Origin of the sequence: Kribbella solani, assembly GCF_014205295.1 — a bacterium.
In the GTDB taxonomy this organism is placed as follows: domain Bacteria; phylum Actinomycetota; class Actinomycetes; order Propionibacteriales; family Kribbellaceae; genus Kribbella; species Kribbella solani.
In genome coordinates, this window is record NZ_JACHNF010000001.1 from 1,925,883 (window position 1) to 1,943,162 (window position 17,280).

At 67.5% G+C, this 17,280-nt stretch carries 17 protein-coding genes; 11 read left to right on the forward strand and 6 right to left on the reverse strand.

All coding sequences use genetic code 11. The features are described from left to right. Positions 1-11: 11 nt before the first annotated feature. Complete coding sequence (locus HDA44_RS08520; protein WP_184832745.1) at positions 12-1,079, reverse strand: Gfo/Idh/MocA family oxidoreductase; 1,068 nt, start codon at positions 1,077-1,079, stop codon at positions 12-14. Then, positions 1,076-1,903: a sugar phosphate isomerase/epimerase family protein gene (locus HDA44_RS08525; protein ID WP_184832747.1), complete on the reverse strand. Its 828-nt coding sequence runs from the start codon at positions 1,901-1,903 to the stop codon at positions 1,076-1,078. The genes HDA44_RS08520 and HDA44_RS08525 overlap by 4 nt, the downstream gene beginning before the upstream one ends. Before the next feature lie 133 nt (positions 1,904-2,036). Here HDA44_RS08525 and HDA44_RS08530 point away from each other — a divergent pair, with 133 nt between their 5' ends. Next, entirely contained in the window at positions 2,037-3,092 is a 1,056-nt protein-coding gene (locus HDA44_RS08530) for a cation diffusion facilitator family transporter (protein WP_184832749.1), read from the forward strand. Here HDA44_RS08530 and HDA44_RS08535 read toward each other — a convergent pair. Continuing rightward, positions 3,046-4,026 (reverse strand): bile acid:sodium symporter, encoded by a 981-nt coding sequence (locus tag HDA44_RS08535; RefSeq protein WP_337905736.1) that lies wholly within the window; start codon positions 4,024-4,026, stop codon positions 3,046-3,048. The two genes, HDA44_RS08530 and HDA44_RS08535, sit on opposite strands and share 47 nt — an antisense overlap. Before the next feature lie 76 nt (positions 4,027-4,102). Here HDA44_RS08535 and HDA44_RS08540 point away from each other — a divergent pair, with 76 nt between their 5' ends. Next, entirely contained in the window at positions 4,103-4,462 is a 360-nt protein-coding gene (locus tag HDA44_RS08540; protein WP_184832751.1) for an ArsR/SmtB family transcription factor, read from the forward strand. Here HDA44_RS08540 and HDA44_RS08545 read toward each other — a convergent pair whose 3' ends face one another. Both HDA44_RS08545 and HDA44_RS08550 read right to left on the reverse strand, forming a co-directional pair. Then, the gene (locus tag HDA44_RS08545; RefSeq protein WP_184832753.1) at positions 4,463-5,536 is read right to left on the reverse strand and encodes an ATP-binding protein; all 1,074 of its coding nucleotides are present in this window, start codon (positions 5,534-5,536) and stop codon (positions 4,463-4,465) included. After that, positions 5,529-6,200: a response regulator transcription factor gene (locus tag HDA44_RS08550; RefSeq protein ID WP_184832755.1), complete on the reverse strand. Its 672-nt coding sequence runs from the start codon at positions 6,198-6,200 to the stop codon at positions 5,529-5,531. Before HDA44_RS08550 ends, HDA44_RS08545 begins: the two co-directional genes overlap by 8 nt. 88 nt (positions 6,201-6,288) lie before the next feature. Between HDA44_RS08550 and HDA44_RS08555 the strand changes: the two genes are divergently transcribed. From HDA44_RS08555 to HDA44_RS08585, 7 genes are all read left to right on the forward strand, one after another. After that, a complete protein-coding gene (locus HDA44_RS08555) occupies positions 6,289-6,921 on the forward strand; it encodes a M15 family metallopeptidase (protein WP_184832757.1) in 633 nt (210 codons plus the stop codon). 5 nt (positions 6,922-6,926) lie between these two features. After that, a complete protein-coding gene (locus HDA44_RS08560) occupies positions 6,927-8,030 on the forward strand; it encodes a lipid II:glycine glycyltransferase FemX (RefSeq protein WP_202888025.1) in 1,104 nt (367 codons plus the stop codon). A gap of 75 nt (positions 8,031-8,105) precedes the next feature. Further along, positions 8,106-8,690, forward strand: coding sequence for a VanZ family protein (locus tag HDA44_RS08565; protein WP_319041483.1), 585 nt, complete (start codon positions 8,106-8,108; stop codon positions 8,688-8,690). A 9-nt stretch (positions 8,691-8,699) separates the two neighbouring features. Further along, positions 8,700-9,677 (forward strand): D-isomer specific 2-hydroxyacid dehydrogenase family protein, encoded by a 978-nt coding sequence (locus tag HDA44_RS08570; protein ID WP_184832761.1) that lies wholly within the window; start codon positions 8,700-8,702, stop codon positions 9,675-9,677. After that, positions 9,670-10,728, forward strand: coding sequence for a D-alanine--(R)-lactate ligase (gene vanA, locus HDA44_RS08575; RefSeq protein ID WP_184832763.1), 1,059 nt, complete (start codon positions 9,670-9,672; stop codon positions 10,726-10,728). The genes HDA44_RS08570 and vanA overlap by 8 nt, the downstream gene beginning before the upstream one ends. Beyond that, complete coding sequence (vanX, locus tag HDA44_RS08580) at positions 10,725-11,333, forward strand: D-Ala-D-Ala dipeptidase VanX (RefSeq protein ID WP_184832765.1); 609 nt, start codon at positions 10,725-10,727, stop codon at positions 11,331-11,333. The genes vanA and vanX overlap by 4 nt, the downstream gene beginning before the upstream one ends. Positions 11,334-11,348: 15 nt before the next feature. Continuing rightward, the gene (locus HDA44_RS08585) at positions 11,349-12,479 is read left to right on the forward strand and encodes a sensor histidine kinase (RefSeq protein ID WP_337905739.1); all 1,131 of its coding nucleotides are present in this window, start codon (positions 11,349-11,351) and stop codon (positions 12,477-12,479) included. Here HDA44_RS08585 and HDA44_RS08590 read toward each other — a convergent pair. Continuing rightward, positions 12,433-13,356: a DMT family transporter gene (locus tag HDA44_RS08590; RefSeq protein WP_184832767.1), complete on the reverse strand. Its 924-nt coding sequence runs from the start codon at positions 13,354-13,356 to the stop codon at positions 12,433-12,435. The genes HDA44_RS08585 and HDA44_RS08590 overlap by 47 nt on opposite strands. Here HDA44_RS08590 and HDA44_RS08595 point away from each other — a divergent pair. Together HDA44_RS08595 and HDA44_RS08600 are read left to right on the forward strand one after the other, a co-directional pair. After that, entirely contained in the window at positions 13,355-14,761 is a 1,407-nt protein-coding gene (locus HDA44_RS08595; protein WP_184832769.1) for an aminotransferase-like domain-containing protein, read from the forward strand. The genes HDA44_RS08590 and HDA44_RS08595 overlap by 2 nt on opposite strands. A 218-nt stretch (positions 14,762-14,979) precedes the next feature. After that, positions 14,980-17,247: a CehA/McbA family metallohydrolase gene (locus HDA44_RS08600; protein ID WP_337905740.1), complete on the forward strand. Its 2,268-nt coding sequence runs from the start codon at positions 14,980-14,982 to the stop codon at positions 17,245-17,247. The last annotated feature ends 33 nt before the right edge of the window (positions 17,248-17,280 follow it).

Below are 17,280 nucleotides of genomic sequence, written 5' to 3' on the forward strand. Positions count from 1 at the left end.
CGTCAGGTGGGTCAGCTCCGCAGGGTGACCGCCTCGCCGCTGGCGGCCGATTCATAGATCGCCAGCACCACGGAGAGCGTCCGGCTGCCTTCGGCGACCGTCACCAGCGGTTCGCGGTCGTTACGGATCGCGTCCAGGAAGTCGGCGTACTGCAGGCCGTGCGCGTTCGACAACGCGGACGGGTCCGCACCGGCGGTTTGGCCCGTACTGGCCGCCTGCTCGGCTTGGTTGGTGTCTCCCCCGCCGTACGCCGGCGCCTCACCGTCGGGTGCCGCGACGTGGAAGTACGTCAGCCGGTCGTCGTCGATGACGGCGGAGCCGCGGGCGCCGTGCACCTGCAGGCGCGCGCTGGTTCCCGGGTACGCGGCGGTGGTGCCGTGGATCGTTGCCAGCGCGCCGCTCTCGAACCGGACAATCGCGACCGCGGTGTCCTCGACGTCGATCCGGTCGTGCGCGAGCAGGGCGCCGTACGCGGTGATCTCGACCGGCTCACCGAGCATCCAGACCAGCAAGTCGATCGTGTGGATGCTCTGGTTCATCAGCGCGCCGCCGCCGTCGTGCTCCTTGGTGCCGCGCCACGCGCCGGAGTCGTAGTACGCCTGGCTCCGCCACCACGCCACGCTCGCGACCGCGGACGTGAGCGGCCCGAAGTCGCCGGCAACCACGGCGGCGCGGACGGCCTGGCTGGCCGGGTCGAACCGGTGCTGGCTGATCACGGTCGCCCGCCCGGCCGACTTCCGCTCGGCCTCGGCGAGCTCGTCGGCCGCCTCCATCGTGATGTCGATCGGCTTCTCCACCACGACATGCTTGTTCGCGCGCAGCACGGCGACAGCCTGCTCGGCATGATCGCCACTCGGCGTACAGACGGCGACGGCGTCGATCTCGGCCAGGGCGAGGACCTCGTCCAGCTTCTCGTACGCGGGCACGCCGTACTTCTCGGCCAGCGCCCGCGCCGCCTCCGGATCGATGTCGATCACGGCCGCCAGCTCGGCGCCCGGAACCTCGTCGAGCACGGCCGCGTGATGCTTGCCGATCACGCCGCAGCCGAGGACGGCGAAACGCAACGGTGTCTCGGTCACGCGAACTCGATCCCTTCCTGGGTCAGCAGACCGGTGAACGCCTTGTGCGCCCGCTCGAACTGGTCGGCGCCGGAGTACCCGCCGAACTTGCCGGCCGACTGCAGGTGCGGCTCGAGCGAGAAGAACCCGTCGAAGCCGTCCGCTCGCAGCGCCCGCAGCGTGTCGATCATCTCGCCGTCACCTTCGCCGGCCGGTACGACCTCGCCGGTGGCCAGGATCGCGTCCTTGATCTGGACGTACTCCAGGTACGGCCGGAGCTGGTCGAAGCCCTCGCTGTGCGGGCGTACGCCACACTGCACGAAGTTGGCCGCGTCCCAGGTCATACGCAGCTTGTCCGAACCGACCGACTCGATGAGGTCGAGGCAGCGGCTCGGGATGTCGCCGTAGATCTCCTTCTCGTTCTCGTGCGCCAGGACCACCGGCCGATCGCCGACCTCGTTCGCGAGCGCGGCCATCCGGCGCAGCACCTCGTCGCGGTACTTCGCCGGGTCGTCACCGGCCGGGAGGAAGAACGAGAACACCCGGATGTACGGCGTCCGCAGCCGCTCCGCCACGTCCAGCGCCCGGCGCATCCGCTCCAAGTGCGGCTCGAACGGGTCGGTGATCTTGATCTTCCCGATCGGCGATCCGACCGCGGACACCTGAATCCCGTGCCGGTCGAGCAGGGCCTTGACCTCGCCGAGCTGCTCGTCGGTCAGATCGAGCACGTTCACTCCCCACGCGCTCCGGAACTCGACGTACTTCACCCCGAGCTTCCCGAGCACCTGGCACTGCGTCTCGAAGTCCTTGTCGATCTCGTCAGCGAATCCCGACAGCGTCCACATATCAGTCCTTAGCGGTTCGTCCGATCCAACTGGCCAATCCGCCGTCCATCCAAACACACCTGGATAACGCTTACCAGCCCCCTCGGCGCGGCCTGCCTTGTTGCCGGGACGCTTGGTTGTTTACTATCTGCGCATGCATGCAGATAAGCAGGCAGGTACCGGGCACGGCCACGGACATGGTCACGGACATGGTCACGGCCACGGGCATGGGCACGGTTTCGCCGCGAAGGTCAAGGAGCTCTTCGTACCGCACTCGCATGACAGCTCCGCCCGGCTCGACTCCGCGCTCGAAGCGAGCCGGGAAGGTCTGCGCTGCCTGAAGATCAGCTTCGCTGGGCTGATGCTGACCGCGATCATCCAGACAGTGATCGTGGTGTACACCAACTCGGTCGCGCTGCTCGGCGACACGCTGCACAACTACGCCGACGCGCTGACCGCGATCCCGCTCGCGATCGCGTTCCTGGTCGGCCGGCGTGTCGCCACCCGCGCGTACACCTATGGTTTCGGCCGGGCCGAGGATCTCGCCGGGATCGTCGTGGTGGTCCTGATCGCGGCGTCATCCGCGTACGCCGGGTACGAGGCGGTGCGGCGGTTCATCCATCCGTCGGACGTCCGGCACGTCGGCGTACTGATCGTCGCGGGCGTGGTCGGATTCCTCGGCAACGAGGTGGTCGCGCAGTACCGGATACGTACCGGCCGGCGAATCGGCTCGGCCGCGCTGGTCGCCGACGGGCTGCACGCCCGGACCGACGGGTTCACCAGCCTGGCCGTCGTGCTCAGCGCGATCGGTGCCTGGCTCGGATTCCGGCTGGCCGACCCGATCGTCGGCCTGTTGATCACGGTGGCGATCCTGTTCGTGCTGCGGGACGCCGCCCGCGAGGTGTACCGCCGGCTGATGGACGCCGTCGATCCCGCGCTGGTCGACCAGGCCGAGCAGATCATCCGCGCCACACCCGGTGTCGTCGACGTGCCGGGTATCCGGCTCCGCTGGATCGGTCACAGCCTGCGCGCCGAGGCCCGGATCACGGTCGATTCGGCCACTTCGCTCGTCGACGCGCATCACCTCAGTCACCAGGTCGAGCACGCGCTCATTCACGGCGTACGCCGCCTCACCTCGGCGACCATCCACATCGAGCCACTGGTCACGGACGCGAGCCCGGCGCACCAGCTGGTCGCACATCACCACTGAGAAGCCGCGGCACGACGCGTACGTACGCGACCATGCCTAGCACCTCGACCAGGGTTTGCGTGACGACCACGACCGCCGCGATCGCGAGGTGGTCCGGGAGGGCGAGCGCCAGTGGGAGTACGACGAGGGAGTTGCGGGTCGCGCCGGTGAAGATGATCGCGCGGCCGGACGGTACGTCGAGGCGGAACAGGCGTACGACGGCGAGGCCGGCGAACGCCATCACGATCAGGAACGCCACATAGAACGGGACCACCGCGACCACCTTGCCGACGCGGCCGTCGAGCTTGGGGACCTGGGAGGCGACCACGGTGAACAGGGTCGCGGCCATCAACGGCACCATGCTGGTGCTCAAGGCGGCCGTCAGGCCCGGCCGTCGGCGGGCCGCCAGGGCCTGGGTCAGCCACGCGAGCGTCAGCGGGATCACGATCAGCACCACGAACGCGTGCACGAACGGTCCGAGTTCGACGATCTTCGCCAGGTCCGAGCCCAGGAACAGCCAAAGGTACGCGGGCAGCAGCACGATCTGTGCCAGCAGCAACAAAGGTGTTGCCGCCAGCAACTTCTGACTACTCCCGCCGGCCAAACCGCTGAACACGATCACGTAATCGACGCACGGCGCGAGCAGCACCAGCAGTACGCCGAGCCGGACGGCTTGATCGTTCGGCAGGAACGCGAACATTCCAGCCACCACCACCGGTACGACCACGAAGTTCACCACCAGCGCGGCCGCCGGGAATCGTCCGGCGCGCAGGCCTCGCACCAATTCGCGGGCGGGCACCTGCAAGAACGTCACGTACAGCAACGCGGCCAGTACCGGGTTGATCGCGTGCTCCAGCCCAGGTCCGGCGCTCGGGACGATCAGTCCGGCGAGTGCACCAACCACCAGCGCGGCCACGTACACGGCGACCTGCCGCCGCTCCATCCACGAAACCACGCCCACAACCTACTGGCTGGGTCGACCTGCGCACACATGCATATGCGTGACCAGGCAGGCAACGTACGATCGACCCATGCACTCGTCGATCGAAGACTTCGAGATGCCGAACGAGGAACAGGTCCACCTCGCGGCCGAGTCGTTCCGCCTGCTCGCCGACCCGACCCGGATCAAGGTCCTCTGGGCCCTGCTGCAAGGCGAGTCGTCGGTCGCGTGCCTCGCCGAGCTGGCCGGCGCCGCGCCCACCGCGGTCAGTCAGCACCTGGCCAAGCTCCGCCTGGCCGGCCTGGTCAAAGGGCGCCGCGAGGGCACGTTCGTGTACTACTCGGCCGCCGACCACCACGTCCAGGGTCTGCTCACCCAGGCGCTCTTCCACGCCGACCACCTCGATCACAGCCTCGACAGCGGCCTCGAAAACAGCCTCGACAACGGCTGATCAGGCCGCCGGGAGCTGCACGGTCACCCGCAGCCCACCGGAGGGACGCGGCGCCAGCGTCAGGAACCCATCGTGCGCGCGGGTGATGCTCTTGACGATCGCCAGCCCGAGCCCGACGCCCTCGTCATCGGACCGGATCCGCTCCGCCCCACGCTGGAACGGCTCCACGAACGTCGCCACCGCTTCCGTTGCGAGCTCCGCCCCGGTGTTCTCGACCGTGAGCTCCACCAGCCGGGGATGAACACTGGTCGTGACCCAAACGTTTCCGCGGTCGGGCAGATTGTGAATGATCGCATTGTGGACAAGGTTCGTGGTCAGCTGCAGCAGCAGTGCTTCCGAACCGATCGTCGCGGCCGCGTCGCCGGTGGTTTCGATGCTCAGACCGCGCTTCTCGGCCAGCGGCAGCAGCGTCTCGGTCGCCTCCTCCGCCATCAGCGACAGATCGACCGGCGCCCGCGTGAACGACCGCTGACCGGCACGGCTCAGTACGAGCAGCGCCTCGGTCAGGTCGATCGCCCGCGTGTTCACGGCCCGCAGCCGATCCACGAGGACGCCGTTGTCGCGATCCAGATCGTTCCGCGCGACATCGAGCAGGGTCTGGGTGATCGCCAGCGGCGTACGCAACTCGTGGGACGCGTTCGCCGCGAACCGCTGCTGCTCGGCGACATGCGATTCGAGCCGCGCGAGCATCGTGTCGAACGCGTCGGCCAGCTCGCGGAACTCGTCACTCGGTCCAGGCAGCCGAATCCGGTGCGACAGCGAGCCGGACGCGGCCGTACGAGTCGCGTCGGTGATCCGGGTCAGCGGCGCGAGCATCTGGCCGGACAGAATCCACCCGCCGACCAGGCCGAACACCAGCAGGAACCCGGCCACCGCGAGCGCCGCCGGGCCGAACGAGCGGATCAGCAGGCGCGGAAAGCTGTCGGTCGTGGTCATGATCACCACTCCGCTGGACTTGAACTGCATCAGCCCGACCCAGGCGGCGATCAGCAGCAGCGCGCCGGCGACCATCAGGAACGCGGCATAACTGAGCGTGAGCTTCAGCCGTACGCTCAGGCCGGGTTGCCTATCCACCGTCGCCGTCCTCGATCCGGTACCCGACGCCGGCCACGGTCGCGATCAGCCACGGTTCGCCGAGCCGCTTGCGGAGCGCCGACACGGTGATCCGGACGGCGTTGGTGAACGGGTCGGCGTTCTCGTCCCAGGCGCGTTCGAGCAGTTCCTCCGCGCTGACGATCCCGCCTTCGGCCGCCATCAGCACCTCGAGCACCGCGAACTGCTTCCGGGTCAGCGCGACGTACCGCCCGTCGCGGTACACCTCCCGCCGGAACGGATCCAGCCGCAGCCCGGCGAGCTCGTGTACCGGCGGCCGCTTGTGACCGCGCCTGCGATCCAGCGCGCGCAACCGGAGTACCAGCTCCCGCAGGTCGAACGGCTTGGTCAGATAGTCGTCGGCGCCGAGCTCGAACCCGGACGCCTTGTCGTCCAGCCGGTCGGCCGCGGTCAGCATCAGGATCGGCATACCGCTGCCGGAGGCAACTATCCGCTTGGCGATCTCGTCCCCGGACGGGCCGGGGATGTCCCGGTCCAGGACGGCGATGTCGTACGTGTTGATGCTCAGCAGTTCGAGCGCCGTGTCTCCGTCCCCCGCGATGTCGGCGGCGATCGCCTCCAGGCGCAGCCCATCGCGAATGGCACCCGCCATCTCTGCCTCGTCCTCGACAATCAGCACCCGCACGCTACCGATGGTACGAGGTTCGGCCATATCGTCGGCGTATCGGAAAGCCCATACGCGCGGGCAACAGGGCAACGACTTGGCTTGGGTCATGTTCGCGAGCAGACCGGCCACCGACCGCCGAACCAGATCGACCGTCCGCGCCGTCCTGATCGTCGCCAACGTGGCGGTGATCGGCGTCTTCGTCCATCAGCTGCTGGCGCAGTCCACGTACCCGGCCGTATCGAGCTCTGCGTCGTCCACCTCCGCGTCGTCGTCCGCGTCCGCGCTCGGGACGGCCGACGGTGCGATGCCGGCTGGGGTGACGGTGTTCGATGACCAGGTCCCCGGTGTGATCAATCTCGACACGGATCTGCTGCTCGCGTTACGCAAGGCGGCGACGGCTGCCAAGGACGACGGCGTGCGGTTCTTCGTCAACAGTGGATGGCGGTCCCCCGCGTACCAGGAGCACCTGCTTCGCGAAGCGATCACGAAGTACGGCTCGAAGGAGGAGGCCGCGCGGTGGGTGGCCACGCCGACCACCTCGCCGCACGTCGCGGGACGCGCGGTCGACCTCGGCCGATCCGACGCCACCACCTGGCTCTCGAAGCACGGCGCCAAGTACGGCCTGTGCCAGATCTACGCGAACGAGCCGTGGCACTACGAGCTCCGCCCGGATGCGGTCGTCAACGGCTGCCCACCGATGTACGCCGACCCGACGCACGACCCGCGGATGCAGCAGTGACGCTCATGGTCGGTCCGATCAGCGCCGACGACCACCTGGCCTTCGTACAAGATCAGCGGATTGTCAGCTTTCTACAATCGCCGGAGTGGGCGCGCGTCAAGACCGAGTGGCGCAGCGAGTCGCTCGGTTGGCGCGACGGTCGGCAGCTGGTCGGCGCGGGGCTGGTCCTGCATCGCCCGGTACCGCGGCTGGAGCGCTACACATTGGCGTACTTGCCCGAAGGCCCGGTGATCGACTGGACCGGTGATCTCGACGCGTGGCTCGGTCCGTTGGCCACGTACCTGCGGGCGAATGGGGCTTTCGCGATCCGGCTCGGTCCGCCGGTGCGTACGCACGTCTGGACTGCGACGCAGGTCAAGGAGGGCGTCGCCGACCCGGCGGTCGAGCGGCTCACGGACCTGCCGAGTCAGACCGATCCACTCGGCGCCTTGGTCACGAGCCGGCTGCGCGACGGCGGGTGGCTGCCGCAGAGTCCGGAGGACGGGTTCGGGGCCGGGCATCCGCAGTTCAACTTCGAGCTGCCGCTGGCCGGGAAGACCGAGGACGACCTCCTTCGCGGCATGAATCAGCTCTGGCGGCGCAACCTCAAGAAGGCTGCCAAGGCGGGCGTCGAGGTTGCGGTCGGCAACGATCTGAAGGCGTTCCACGAGCTGTACGTCGAGACCGCCGCGCGCGATCAGTTCACGCCACGACCACTGAAGTACTTCGAGACCATGTTCGCCGCGCTCGGCCCCGGGCGCATCCGGCTGTACCTCGCGCATCACGACGGCTCGCTGGTCTCGGCGGCGATCATGGTCCGGGTCGGGGCGCAGGCCTGGTACTCGTACGGCGCGTCGTCCACCGCGAAACGTGAGGTCCGCGGCTCGAACGCCTGCCAGTGGGCGATGATCCAGGACGCGCTCGCGGCGGGTTGTGACGTGTACAGCCTGCGCGGCATCACGCCGACGCTCGACGCCGCCGACTCGCACGTCGGCCTGATCCAGTTCAAGGTCGGTACGGGCGGCCAGGCGGTGCGGTACGTCGGCGAGTGGGATCTGCCGCTGCGGCCACTGGTGTACCGGGCGTTCGACCTGTACATGCGGCAGCGCGAGCACCGCCGGAAGCGGTAACGCACACCGTGCATATCGTCCGTGTATCGGGTTTTCGATACACGGATGTAACGCCCAGTCGTGTTGGCTTGCCCGGTGATACTGCACGGCTGGCACGGCTGGCTGCTCACCTTCACCGGCGTCGCTCAGCTGACAGTGATCTGTCTGCCGCTGGCCGCGCTGGCGGTCTGGCTGTTGGCCCGCCTCCGGATCGCCGGCGGCACCGAGCGGCCTTGGGCGTGGCGCCGGTCGATCGCCGAGGTCGGCATTGTCTACGGGACGCTGCCGACCGTCTGGCTGACGATGCTGCCGGGCAGCCACGCGGGCACCGCACCGGGCCGGGTGAGTCTGATCCCGTTCCACGACCTGATGACGACATCGCCGCCACAGCTCATCGGCAACCTGCTGCTCCTCGCCGCGCTCGGCGCCTTCGCGCCCGTGCGGTTCCGCGCGTTCGCCACGCTGCCGCGGGCGATCGCCCTCGCGGCGGGCGTCTCGGTGCTGATCGAGCTCGCGCAGTACGTCTTCCGCCTGGACCGCGTCTCGTCGATCGACGACGTACTCGTGAACACCGTCGGCGCCGGGCTGGCCGCGCTCGCGTCGAACCGCTGGTGGCGGACCAGGACATGTCGTCGGCATATCGAAATCCGGATACGCGACGACAACACCACGCGTACTTGACTGTGAGGCATGAACCACGCCCCGGCCATCGGCATCACCGTCTACGGTTGCGAACCGGACGAGGCCGTCCTGTTTCAGCAGTTGGCACCAAGCCTCGGCGTACTGCCGACGCTGACCGCCGCTTCGGCGACTGAAAGTACCGCGGAGCTGGCGTTCGGCAATCGCTGCGTCAGCATCGGCCACAAAACCCCGCTGACGAACGCGACACTCGACGCGTTCAGCCGGGCCGGCGTCACGTACATCTCCACCCGGAGCATCGGCTACAACCACCTCGACCTGGAGTACGCGGCGAGTATCGGCATTTCGGTCGGGAACGTCGCGTATTCACCGGACAGCGTCGCCGACTACACGTTGATGCTGATGCTGATGGCGGTACGGAACGCGAAGATCGTGCTGCGTCGCGCCGAAGTGCACGACTACCGATTGCACGAGACGCGCGGGCGGGAACTGCGTGACCTCACCGTCGGGGTGATCGGTACGGGACGGATCGGTGCCGCCGTACTGGAACGGCTGCGTGGTTTCGGCTGCCGGGTACTTGCCGCGGACAACCGTCCTGGAACGCCGGCCGACTATGTCCCCTTGGACGAGCTGTTGCGGTGCAGCGACATCGTCACCTTGCATACGCCGCTCACGGTCGAGACGCATCACCTGTTGAATCGTGAGCGCATTGGCCGAGTGAAACCAGGTGCGTTTCTCGTCAACACCGGACGCGGCGGACTCATCGACACCGACGCCCTGGTCGACGCATTGGAGCGTGGCCGGCTCGGCGGCGCGGCGCTCGATGTCGTCGAAGGTGAGGACGGAATCTTCTACGCCGACCGCAGCCGTACGCCGATCGACAGCAAACCGCTGCTACGGCTCCAGCAACTGCCCAATGTCCTGATCACTCCGCATACCGCCTATTACACCGATCACGCGCTCCGCGACCTCGTCGAGAACTCCATCGTCAATTGCCTGAAGTTCGAAAGCAGGAATCAGCATGTCTAGGTTGAAAATCGGAATCCTCTTCGGCGGCGTCTCCGAGGAACACCCGGTCTCCGTCAAGTCCGCGCAACAGGTCGCCGAGCAGCTCGACCTGGACAAGTACGAGCCGTACTACGTCGGGATCACCCAAAGCGGCGCGTGGCGGCTGTGCGACGGCCCATCGCTCAGCGGCGAGTCCCGGTCGGCGATCCTGTCACCGGACCGGAACGTCCGCGGGTTGCTCGTGCTCGAATCCGACCGGCTCGGATCGCGGATCCGGCAAGGGCAGTACAGCACCGTCAACCTCGACGTGATCCTTACGGTTCTGCACGGGAAACAGGGTGAGGACGGCGCGATTCAAGGTCTACTGGAGCTTTCCGGCATCCCGTACGCCGGCTGCGGCATCCAGAGCTCGGTGCTGTCGATCGACAAGACGCTCACGTACCTGGTCGCGCGGGACGCGGGCGTCGCCACGCCGGACTTCTGGACCGTGTCCGCCGACGAGACCATCGACGCCGGCCAACTCGGCTACCCGGTCTTCGTGAAGCCGGCCCGCTCGGGATCGTCCTTCGGCGTCAGCAAGGTGGAGCGCGCCGAGGAACTGCCGGCCGCGCTCGAGACCGCGCGTCAGTACGACACGAAGGTGCTGATCGAGGCGGCGGTCGTCGGCAGCGAGGTCGGCTGCGCGGTTCTCGGCAACGAGCTCGACCTGACCATCGGCGAGGTCGACCACATCAAGCTCACCCACGGGTTCTTCAAGATCCATCAGGAAACGTCGCCGGAAACCGGGTCGGAGAACTCGATCCCCATCGTGCCGGCCGACATTCCCGCGGCCGCGCGTACGCTCGTGCAGGAAACCGCGCAAACGGTGTACCGGGCGCTTGGTTGCCGCGGTCTTTCCCGGGTCGACCTGTTTCTCAAGGAGGACGGGTCGGTGGTGCTCAACGAGGTGAATACGCTGCCCGGCCTGACGTCGTACAGCCGGTACCCGAGAATGATGGCCGCCGCCGGATTCCCGTTGTCCGAGGTGATCGACCGGCTGGTGTCATTGGCCTTGACAGGAAAACAGCAATGAAATCCGGATTCGTCTTCCTGGACGAGGTGACGTCCGGTATTCGCTGGGATTCGAAGTACGCCACCTGGGACAACTTCACCGGCAAACCGGTCGACGGGTACCTCGCGAATCGGATCGTCGGCACCCGGGCATTGTGTACGGCGCTGGCGAACGCCCGCGAAAAGGCCGAACCGCTCGGCTTCGGCCTGTTGCTCTGGGACGGTTACCGCCCGCAGCGCGCGGTCGATTCGTTCCTGCGCTGGTCGACCCAGCCGGACGACAGCCGGACCAAACTGCGCTATCACCCGAACCTCGAACGTACCGAGATCATCGATCAGGGGTACGTGTCCCGGAAATCCGGTCACAGCCGCGGCAGTACCGTCGACCTGACCATGTACCACCTGGACACCGGCGAACTCGCGGCAATGGGCGGTGAGCATGATCTGATGGATTCCATCTCGCACCACGGCGCACCGGGAATCACCGCGGCCGAGTCACGGAATCGTGAAACCCTGTCGTCGGTCATGGCATCGTGTGGTTTCCAGCGATACGAGTCGGAATGGTGGCACTACACGCTGCGCGACGAACCGTACCCGAACACCTACTTCGACTTCCCCATCGACTGACCTCCGCGAGCTCAGGTGAGTGAGACGACCTTGGATCGGCAGCCAGGCTTGAGTGTGCGGCTCAAACTGACCCTCAGTTATGCCGCGTGCCTGATGATCGCCGGGGTGATGCTGCTGGCGGCCGTCTGGGTGTTCCTGCTCCGTTACGTGCCCGATCGGGTGCTGATCATTCCCGGCAGCGCGACGTTCGTCGACGGCGTGTTCCCGATCCGGTCCGAGCTCCTGCGGGTCTTCGCCCCCAGAGCGTTCGTGGTGATGGTGATCCTGCTGGTGCTCGGCCTGGTCGGCGGCTGGTTCCTGGCCGGCCGGATGCTCAGGCCGCTGGACCGCATCACCGCGGCCACTCGCCTGGCCACCAGCGGATCGTTGTCGCACCGGATCGAGCTGACCGGTCGCAAGGACGAGATCCGCGAGCTCGCGGACGCCGTCGACGGCATGCTCGCGCGGCTGGAGGCGCACGTCGCCGAGCAGCAACGCTTCGCCGCCAACGCTTCCCACGAGCTGCGTACGCCGCTCGCCATCACTCAGACCTTGCTCGATGTCGCCCGCAAGGACCCTCGCCGCGACGCCCACGAACTGGACGACCGCCTCCGCGCCATGAACACGCGGGCGATCGACCTGACCGAGGCACTGCTGCTCCTGGCCCGCGCCGATCAGCGGTCGTTCACGCGTCAGCAGGTGGATCTGTCACTGGCCGCCGAGGAAGCCACCGAAACGCTGTACCCGTTCGCGGCGCGGCACGGCGTCGGGATCGAGACGAGCGGCAGCGCCGCGATCACCATCGGATCGTCGACATTACTACTGCAGCTCGCGACGAATCTGGTTCACAATGCGATTGTCCACAATCTGCCGGAGCACGGCACCGTTCGGGTCACCACCAACGCCCACGCCGGTACGGTCTCGCTCATCGTCGAGAACACCGGCGACCAGCTGTCCGCGGAACTCGTCTCCACTTTGACCGAACCGTTCCAGCGCGGCGCGTTGCGTACGCAAACCGACCATCCGGGCTTGGGCCTCGGCCTGGCGATCGTCAAGAGCATCACGCAAGCTCATGACGGCACGCTGACCCTCACGCCACGCCGTACCGGCGGTCTGCAGGTCAAGGTTGAGCTGCCTGCCGCTCCGCCCGTTTCGCCCGCTGGGTGACGACAATGCAGGCAAGCACGATGACGGCGGTGATCGGTACGGCCGGTCCGACGTGCTCGCCGAGCAGGAGCATCGACCAGAGCACGGTGAGCAGCGGCTGAGCCAGCTGCAACTGGCTTGCTTTGGTGACTCCGATCAGCCCCATCCCCCGGTACCAGACGACGAATCCGCCGAACTGCGAGATCGCCCCGATGTACGCGACTCCGGCCACCGCCTTCGCGGTCAGGTGTACGGACTCGTGCGGCAACGCCCACGCGGCCACCGCGAGATTGATCGGCGCGGCCACCACGACCGCCCAGGCAATCACCTGCCACCCCGGCAGGTGCGCGGACAGCCGGCCACCCTCGGCGTACCCGGCCGCGCAGACGACAAGCGCGGCCGCGAGGTAGAGGTCGGCGATGGTCGGCCGGCCGTTGTTCTGCAGCAGCGCGAACGTGACGATCGTCGCCCCACCGAGCGCTGCCGCCACCCAGAACAGCAGTGGCTCCCGGCGCCGGTTGAGGGCGGCGAAGATGATCGCGGTCGCCATCGGGAGCGCACCGATGACCACCGCCGAATGCGCTGACGACGACGTCTGCAGTGCGAGGGTTGTCAACAATGGGAATCCGATCGCGCAGCCACCGGCCACGACGGCGAGCGCGGTCCAGTCGGAGCGATCCGGCAGCCGGACTCGGGCGATCAGGAGGGACCCGCCGGCAAGGACGGCGGCGATCAGCCCGCGTACGCCCGTCGCGCTCCACGGACCGAACCCGTCGAGAGCGAACACCGTGCCGGGGAAGCTCAGCGAGAAGCTCAGTACGCCGAGGGCGGCCAGGACTGATCCGCTGGACAGTAGCGATACCGTACGTTCGGCGATAGCGCTACGCTCGATACTCATGTCCAACGGTAGCAGCGCCCAGGAACTTGCCGATGCAGTCGCCCGCGAAATCGCCGGCATCCCTCCTGGTACGAGGATTCCGGCGCACCGGGAGCTGATCCGGCGATTCGGGGTCAGCGCTACTACTGTCTCGCAATGCCTGGCGATCCTCGCGCAGCGCGGTCTCGTCGTCACCCGGCCGGGCGCGGGTACGTTCCGGAGCTCCGCGCAGCCCACGCAGCGCAGCGGCGACACCTCCTGGCAGGACGCGACGCTGGGGATCGACTCCGCGCGGAGCTTCCAGTCGGCCGGGATGCTCGGCACGTTGTCGATCGTCGAACCCGACGTCATCGACCTGAACGCCGGGTACTTGCATCCGGATCTGCAACCGCTGACAAAACTGGCCGCCGCGCTCGCCCGTACGGCACGTCGGCCGGAGGCGTGGGATCGGCCGCCGGTGGGTGGCGTACCGGAACTGCGGGACTGGTTCGCGACCGCGATCGGCGGTGGTCTCAGCCGGCACGACATTCTGATCTGCGGTGCCGGTCAGAGCGCGTTGGCGATCAGCTTGCGGGCGATCTGCTCGCCTGGTGGGCGAGTCGTGATCGAGTCGCCGACGTACCCGGGGATCATTGCCGCCGTGCATGCGGCGGGCCTGCGGCCGGTGCCCGTACCGCTCGACGCCGATGGACTTCGCGCCGACTACTTGGATGATGCGCTGACCCGTACCGGCGCTCAGGTCGTGGTCGTGCAGTCGCTGTTCCAGAACCCGACCGGCATTTCGATCTCGGCTGGGCGGCAGGGTGAGTTGCGGGAGATCGCGCGGCGGCACGGTGCGTTCGTGATCGAGGACGACTTCGCGCGGTACCTGACGCATACCGACAGCGGTCCGACGCCGCCGCCGCTGATCGCCGACGATCCGGACGGCACGGTCATCCATGTCCGCTCGCTGACCAAGGTGACCTCGTCGAACCTTCGCGTCGGCGCGATCGCGGCCCGCGGCCCGGTCGCCGCGAAACTCCGGGCGGTACATGTCATCGACACCATGTTCATACCTGCACCACTGCAGTACGCCGCACTGGATCTGGTGACCGGTTCCGGCTGGAATCGCGCCCTCACCACGCTCGCTCTGGCGCTGACCGAGCGCAGAACGGTCGCCGTCAGCGCGGTCGCCGCCGCCTTCGGCCCGTCCGCGCTGACCTTCGAACCACGGGGTGGGTACCACCTTTGGCTCACCCTCCCCCGCGACCACGACGGCCGCCAGCTCGCCTCGTCCGCCATGGCCCTGGGCGTCGCGGTCACTCCCGGCGAGAACTACTACCCCACCGACAACAGCCCACCCCACGTACGCCTCAGCTACGCCGCCGCCCCCTCCATCGCCGACATCGACACCGGCATCCACCGCCTTCAGCCATTAACCGGCTGACCCTTCACCTTGCGTGCCCTGGGCGCCAACCGCATCAGCAGCAGTACGTTGTCATCACCGTCAACCGGGTTTATGAACTCCGAGTGAGTCGCCCGGCTGGCGAGAAGGTGTGGGTTTGGTGGTGGCCGGGCGGCTAGCCTGGCTCGGGTCGGGTTGGTTGGTTCTGCCGGGAGGGTTTTATGCCTGAAGTCGCCGCTCAGCCGCTTGTCGCTTCGGCTGTGAGGGCCGTGAAGACGCTCGCGGAGTCGGGGGATCCGGTGCCGGCTGAGGTGAGTTCGCAGTTATCGGCGCTGGCTGGTAGTACCGCCGGGGACAGTGAACGCGTCAGCGCGGTCGAGAAGCTGCTGCAGCCGTTCGTGCTGGTGGACGCGTCACTCGACGAGTACGGGACCACGACCACGTCCGCCGGCGCCGCGGTTCCTCAGCTGGTGCAGCACGGGTGGCGCAGTTTCCTCGTACGCGTCGTGAATCCGCACCGCCTCGAAGGCGAGCTGATCACGCCGACCAAGGGCGTGTACGGGCTGATCGACTACCGGAGTCACTCCGCCCGGATCGCGTTGCACGACACGCTGACCGAGGTTCCGCGGATCAAGGAGGCCTGGCTGGAATCCACGATCGCCGGGTCCAGTACCGTCTCCGGCCTCGAGGTCGAGTACGCGGTGATCAGCCTGTACAGCCGCGACAGCGGTACCCGTTCGGGTGGTCTGATGCTCGGCGTAGCGGATCATCGCGGCCACCAGAGCTTCAGCCGGCCACCGGAGATGCTCGCGAACCTGCAGGCCATGTTCGAGACCAAGGACATCGGCGCGTCGTTCGAGTTCGACTGCGTACCGGCACGGGACATCAGCTTCGACATCCGCGAACCGGACGGCGCCAGCTGCATGGCCTCGATCACCGTACGCGACTCGCAAGGCCGGTCGTACCCGTCCAAGGGGATGCGCCTCGCACCGGACATGTTCTTCCAGGAGCACGTCTACCGCGCGACCGGTGAACCGATCCGGCTGCCCGACGGCGCGTACGAGATCACGGCGCTCCGCGGCCCGGAGTACCGCCCGGTCCGGCTGGAGCTGAACGTTGACCCGGACACCACCACAGTGGCAGTCCCACTGGACCGCTGGATCGATCCGACCAGCCACGGGTACTACTCCGGCGATCCGCACATCCACGCCGGCGGCTGCTCGCACTACAACGTCCCTAGCGAAGGTGTCACACCGGAGACGATGATCCGGCACGTACGAGGCGAGGGGCTCGCGCTGGGCAGCGTACTCACCTGGGCACCGTGCTACTACCACCAAAAGCAGTTCTTCAGCGGTAGCTCGATCAGTCCGCCGTCGGAGCTCGAGTACGCGGAGATGCAGGCCGCACAAGGCATGGACTGGCAACCACAACCGACGGATCAGGACAGCAAGAGCCTACTGCGGTACGACGTGGAGGTGTCCGGCTTTCCTTCAAGCCACTCAGGTCATGCGATTCTGCTCGGACTCACTGACCAGGACTACCCGGGTACGTCCGTCATCGAGGACTGGCCGTCCTGGAACCTGCCGATCATGCAGTGGGGCCACGACCAGAACGCACTGGTCGGCTACGCGCACTGCGGCATCGGTCTGTCCGTCGGCACCGACGAGCTGCCCAACTACATCGTCCCGTCATTCCAGGGCATCGGCTCCAACGAGATCATCGTGGACGTACCGCACGGAGCGGCCGACTTCCAGTGCGGCAGCCAGTTCGCTCCGGCGTCCGAGTTGAACATCTGGTACCACCTGCTGAACGTCGGCTACCGCACCTTGATGCTGGGCGAGACCGACTACCCCTGCGTGTACGACGACGGTCCCGGCGTGGGGCGTACCTACGTACGCATGACCGAACCGCCACAAGGACCGCGGGCCCTGGAATCGTGGATCGCCGCACTGCGCGAAGGCACCTCGTACTTCGGCGACGGCCGCAGCCACATCTTCAACCTGGCCGTCGACGGCTCACTCGACCGCGAACACCGCACCGACACGGCCGGCCCCGTACACGTCACCGCGACGGTCGCCGCCTGGCTACCCGAGGACCCGCCCGTACCGCCCGCCACGCGCCCCGCGTACAGCGCCCCCGTCGGTTGGCACCTGGAGCGTTCCCGGGTACCAGGTACGCGCACCGTCGTCGTAGAGCTGGTCGTCAACGGCGAACCCGTGGCCACCCACGAACTAGTTGCCGACGGCACCGAACAGGACGTCGCCTTCGACATCCCCCTGGACCGCTCCTCCTGGGTGGCCCTCCGCATCCTCCGCAGCGTCCACACCCAACCCATCTTCGTCGAACTCGCCGGCCGCCCCATCCGCGCCTCCAAACGCAGCGCCCAATGGCTCCACGACTCGGTAGACGCCCTCTGGACCGCCAAATCCGGCTTCATCCGCGACTCCGAACGCCCCACGGCCCGCGCCGCCTACGACAACGCCCAAGCCATCTACAAGTCCCGCCAAAACGAGTGCGAGCCCAACTAATGCCCACCCCCACACACCCCACACCCCTGACCA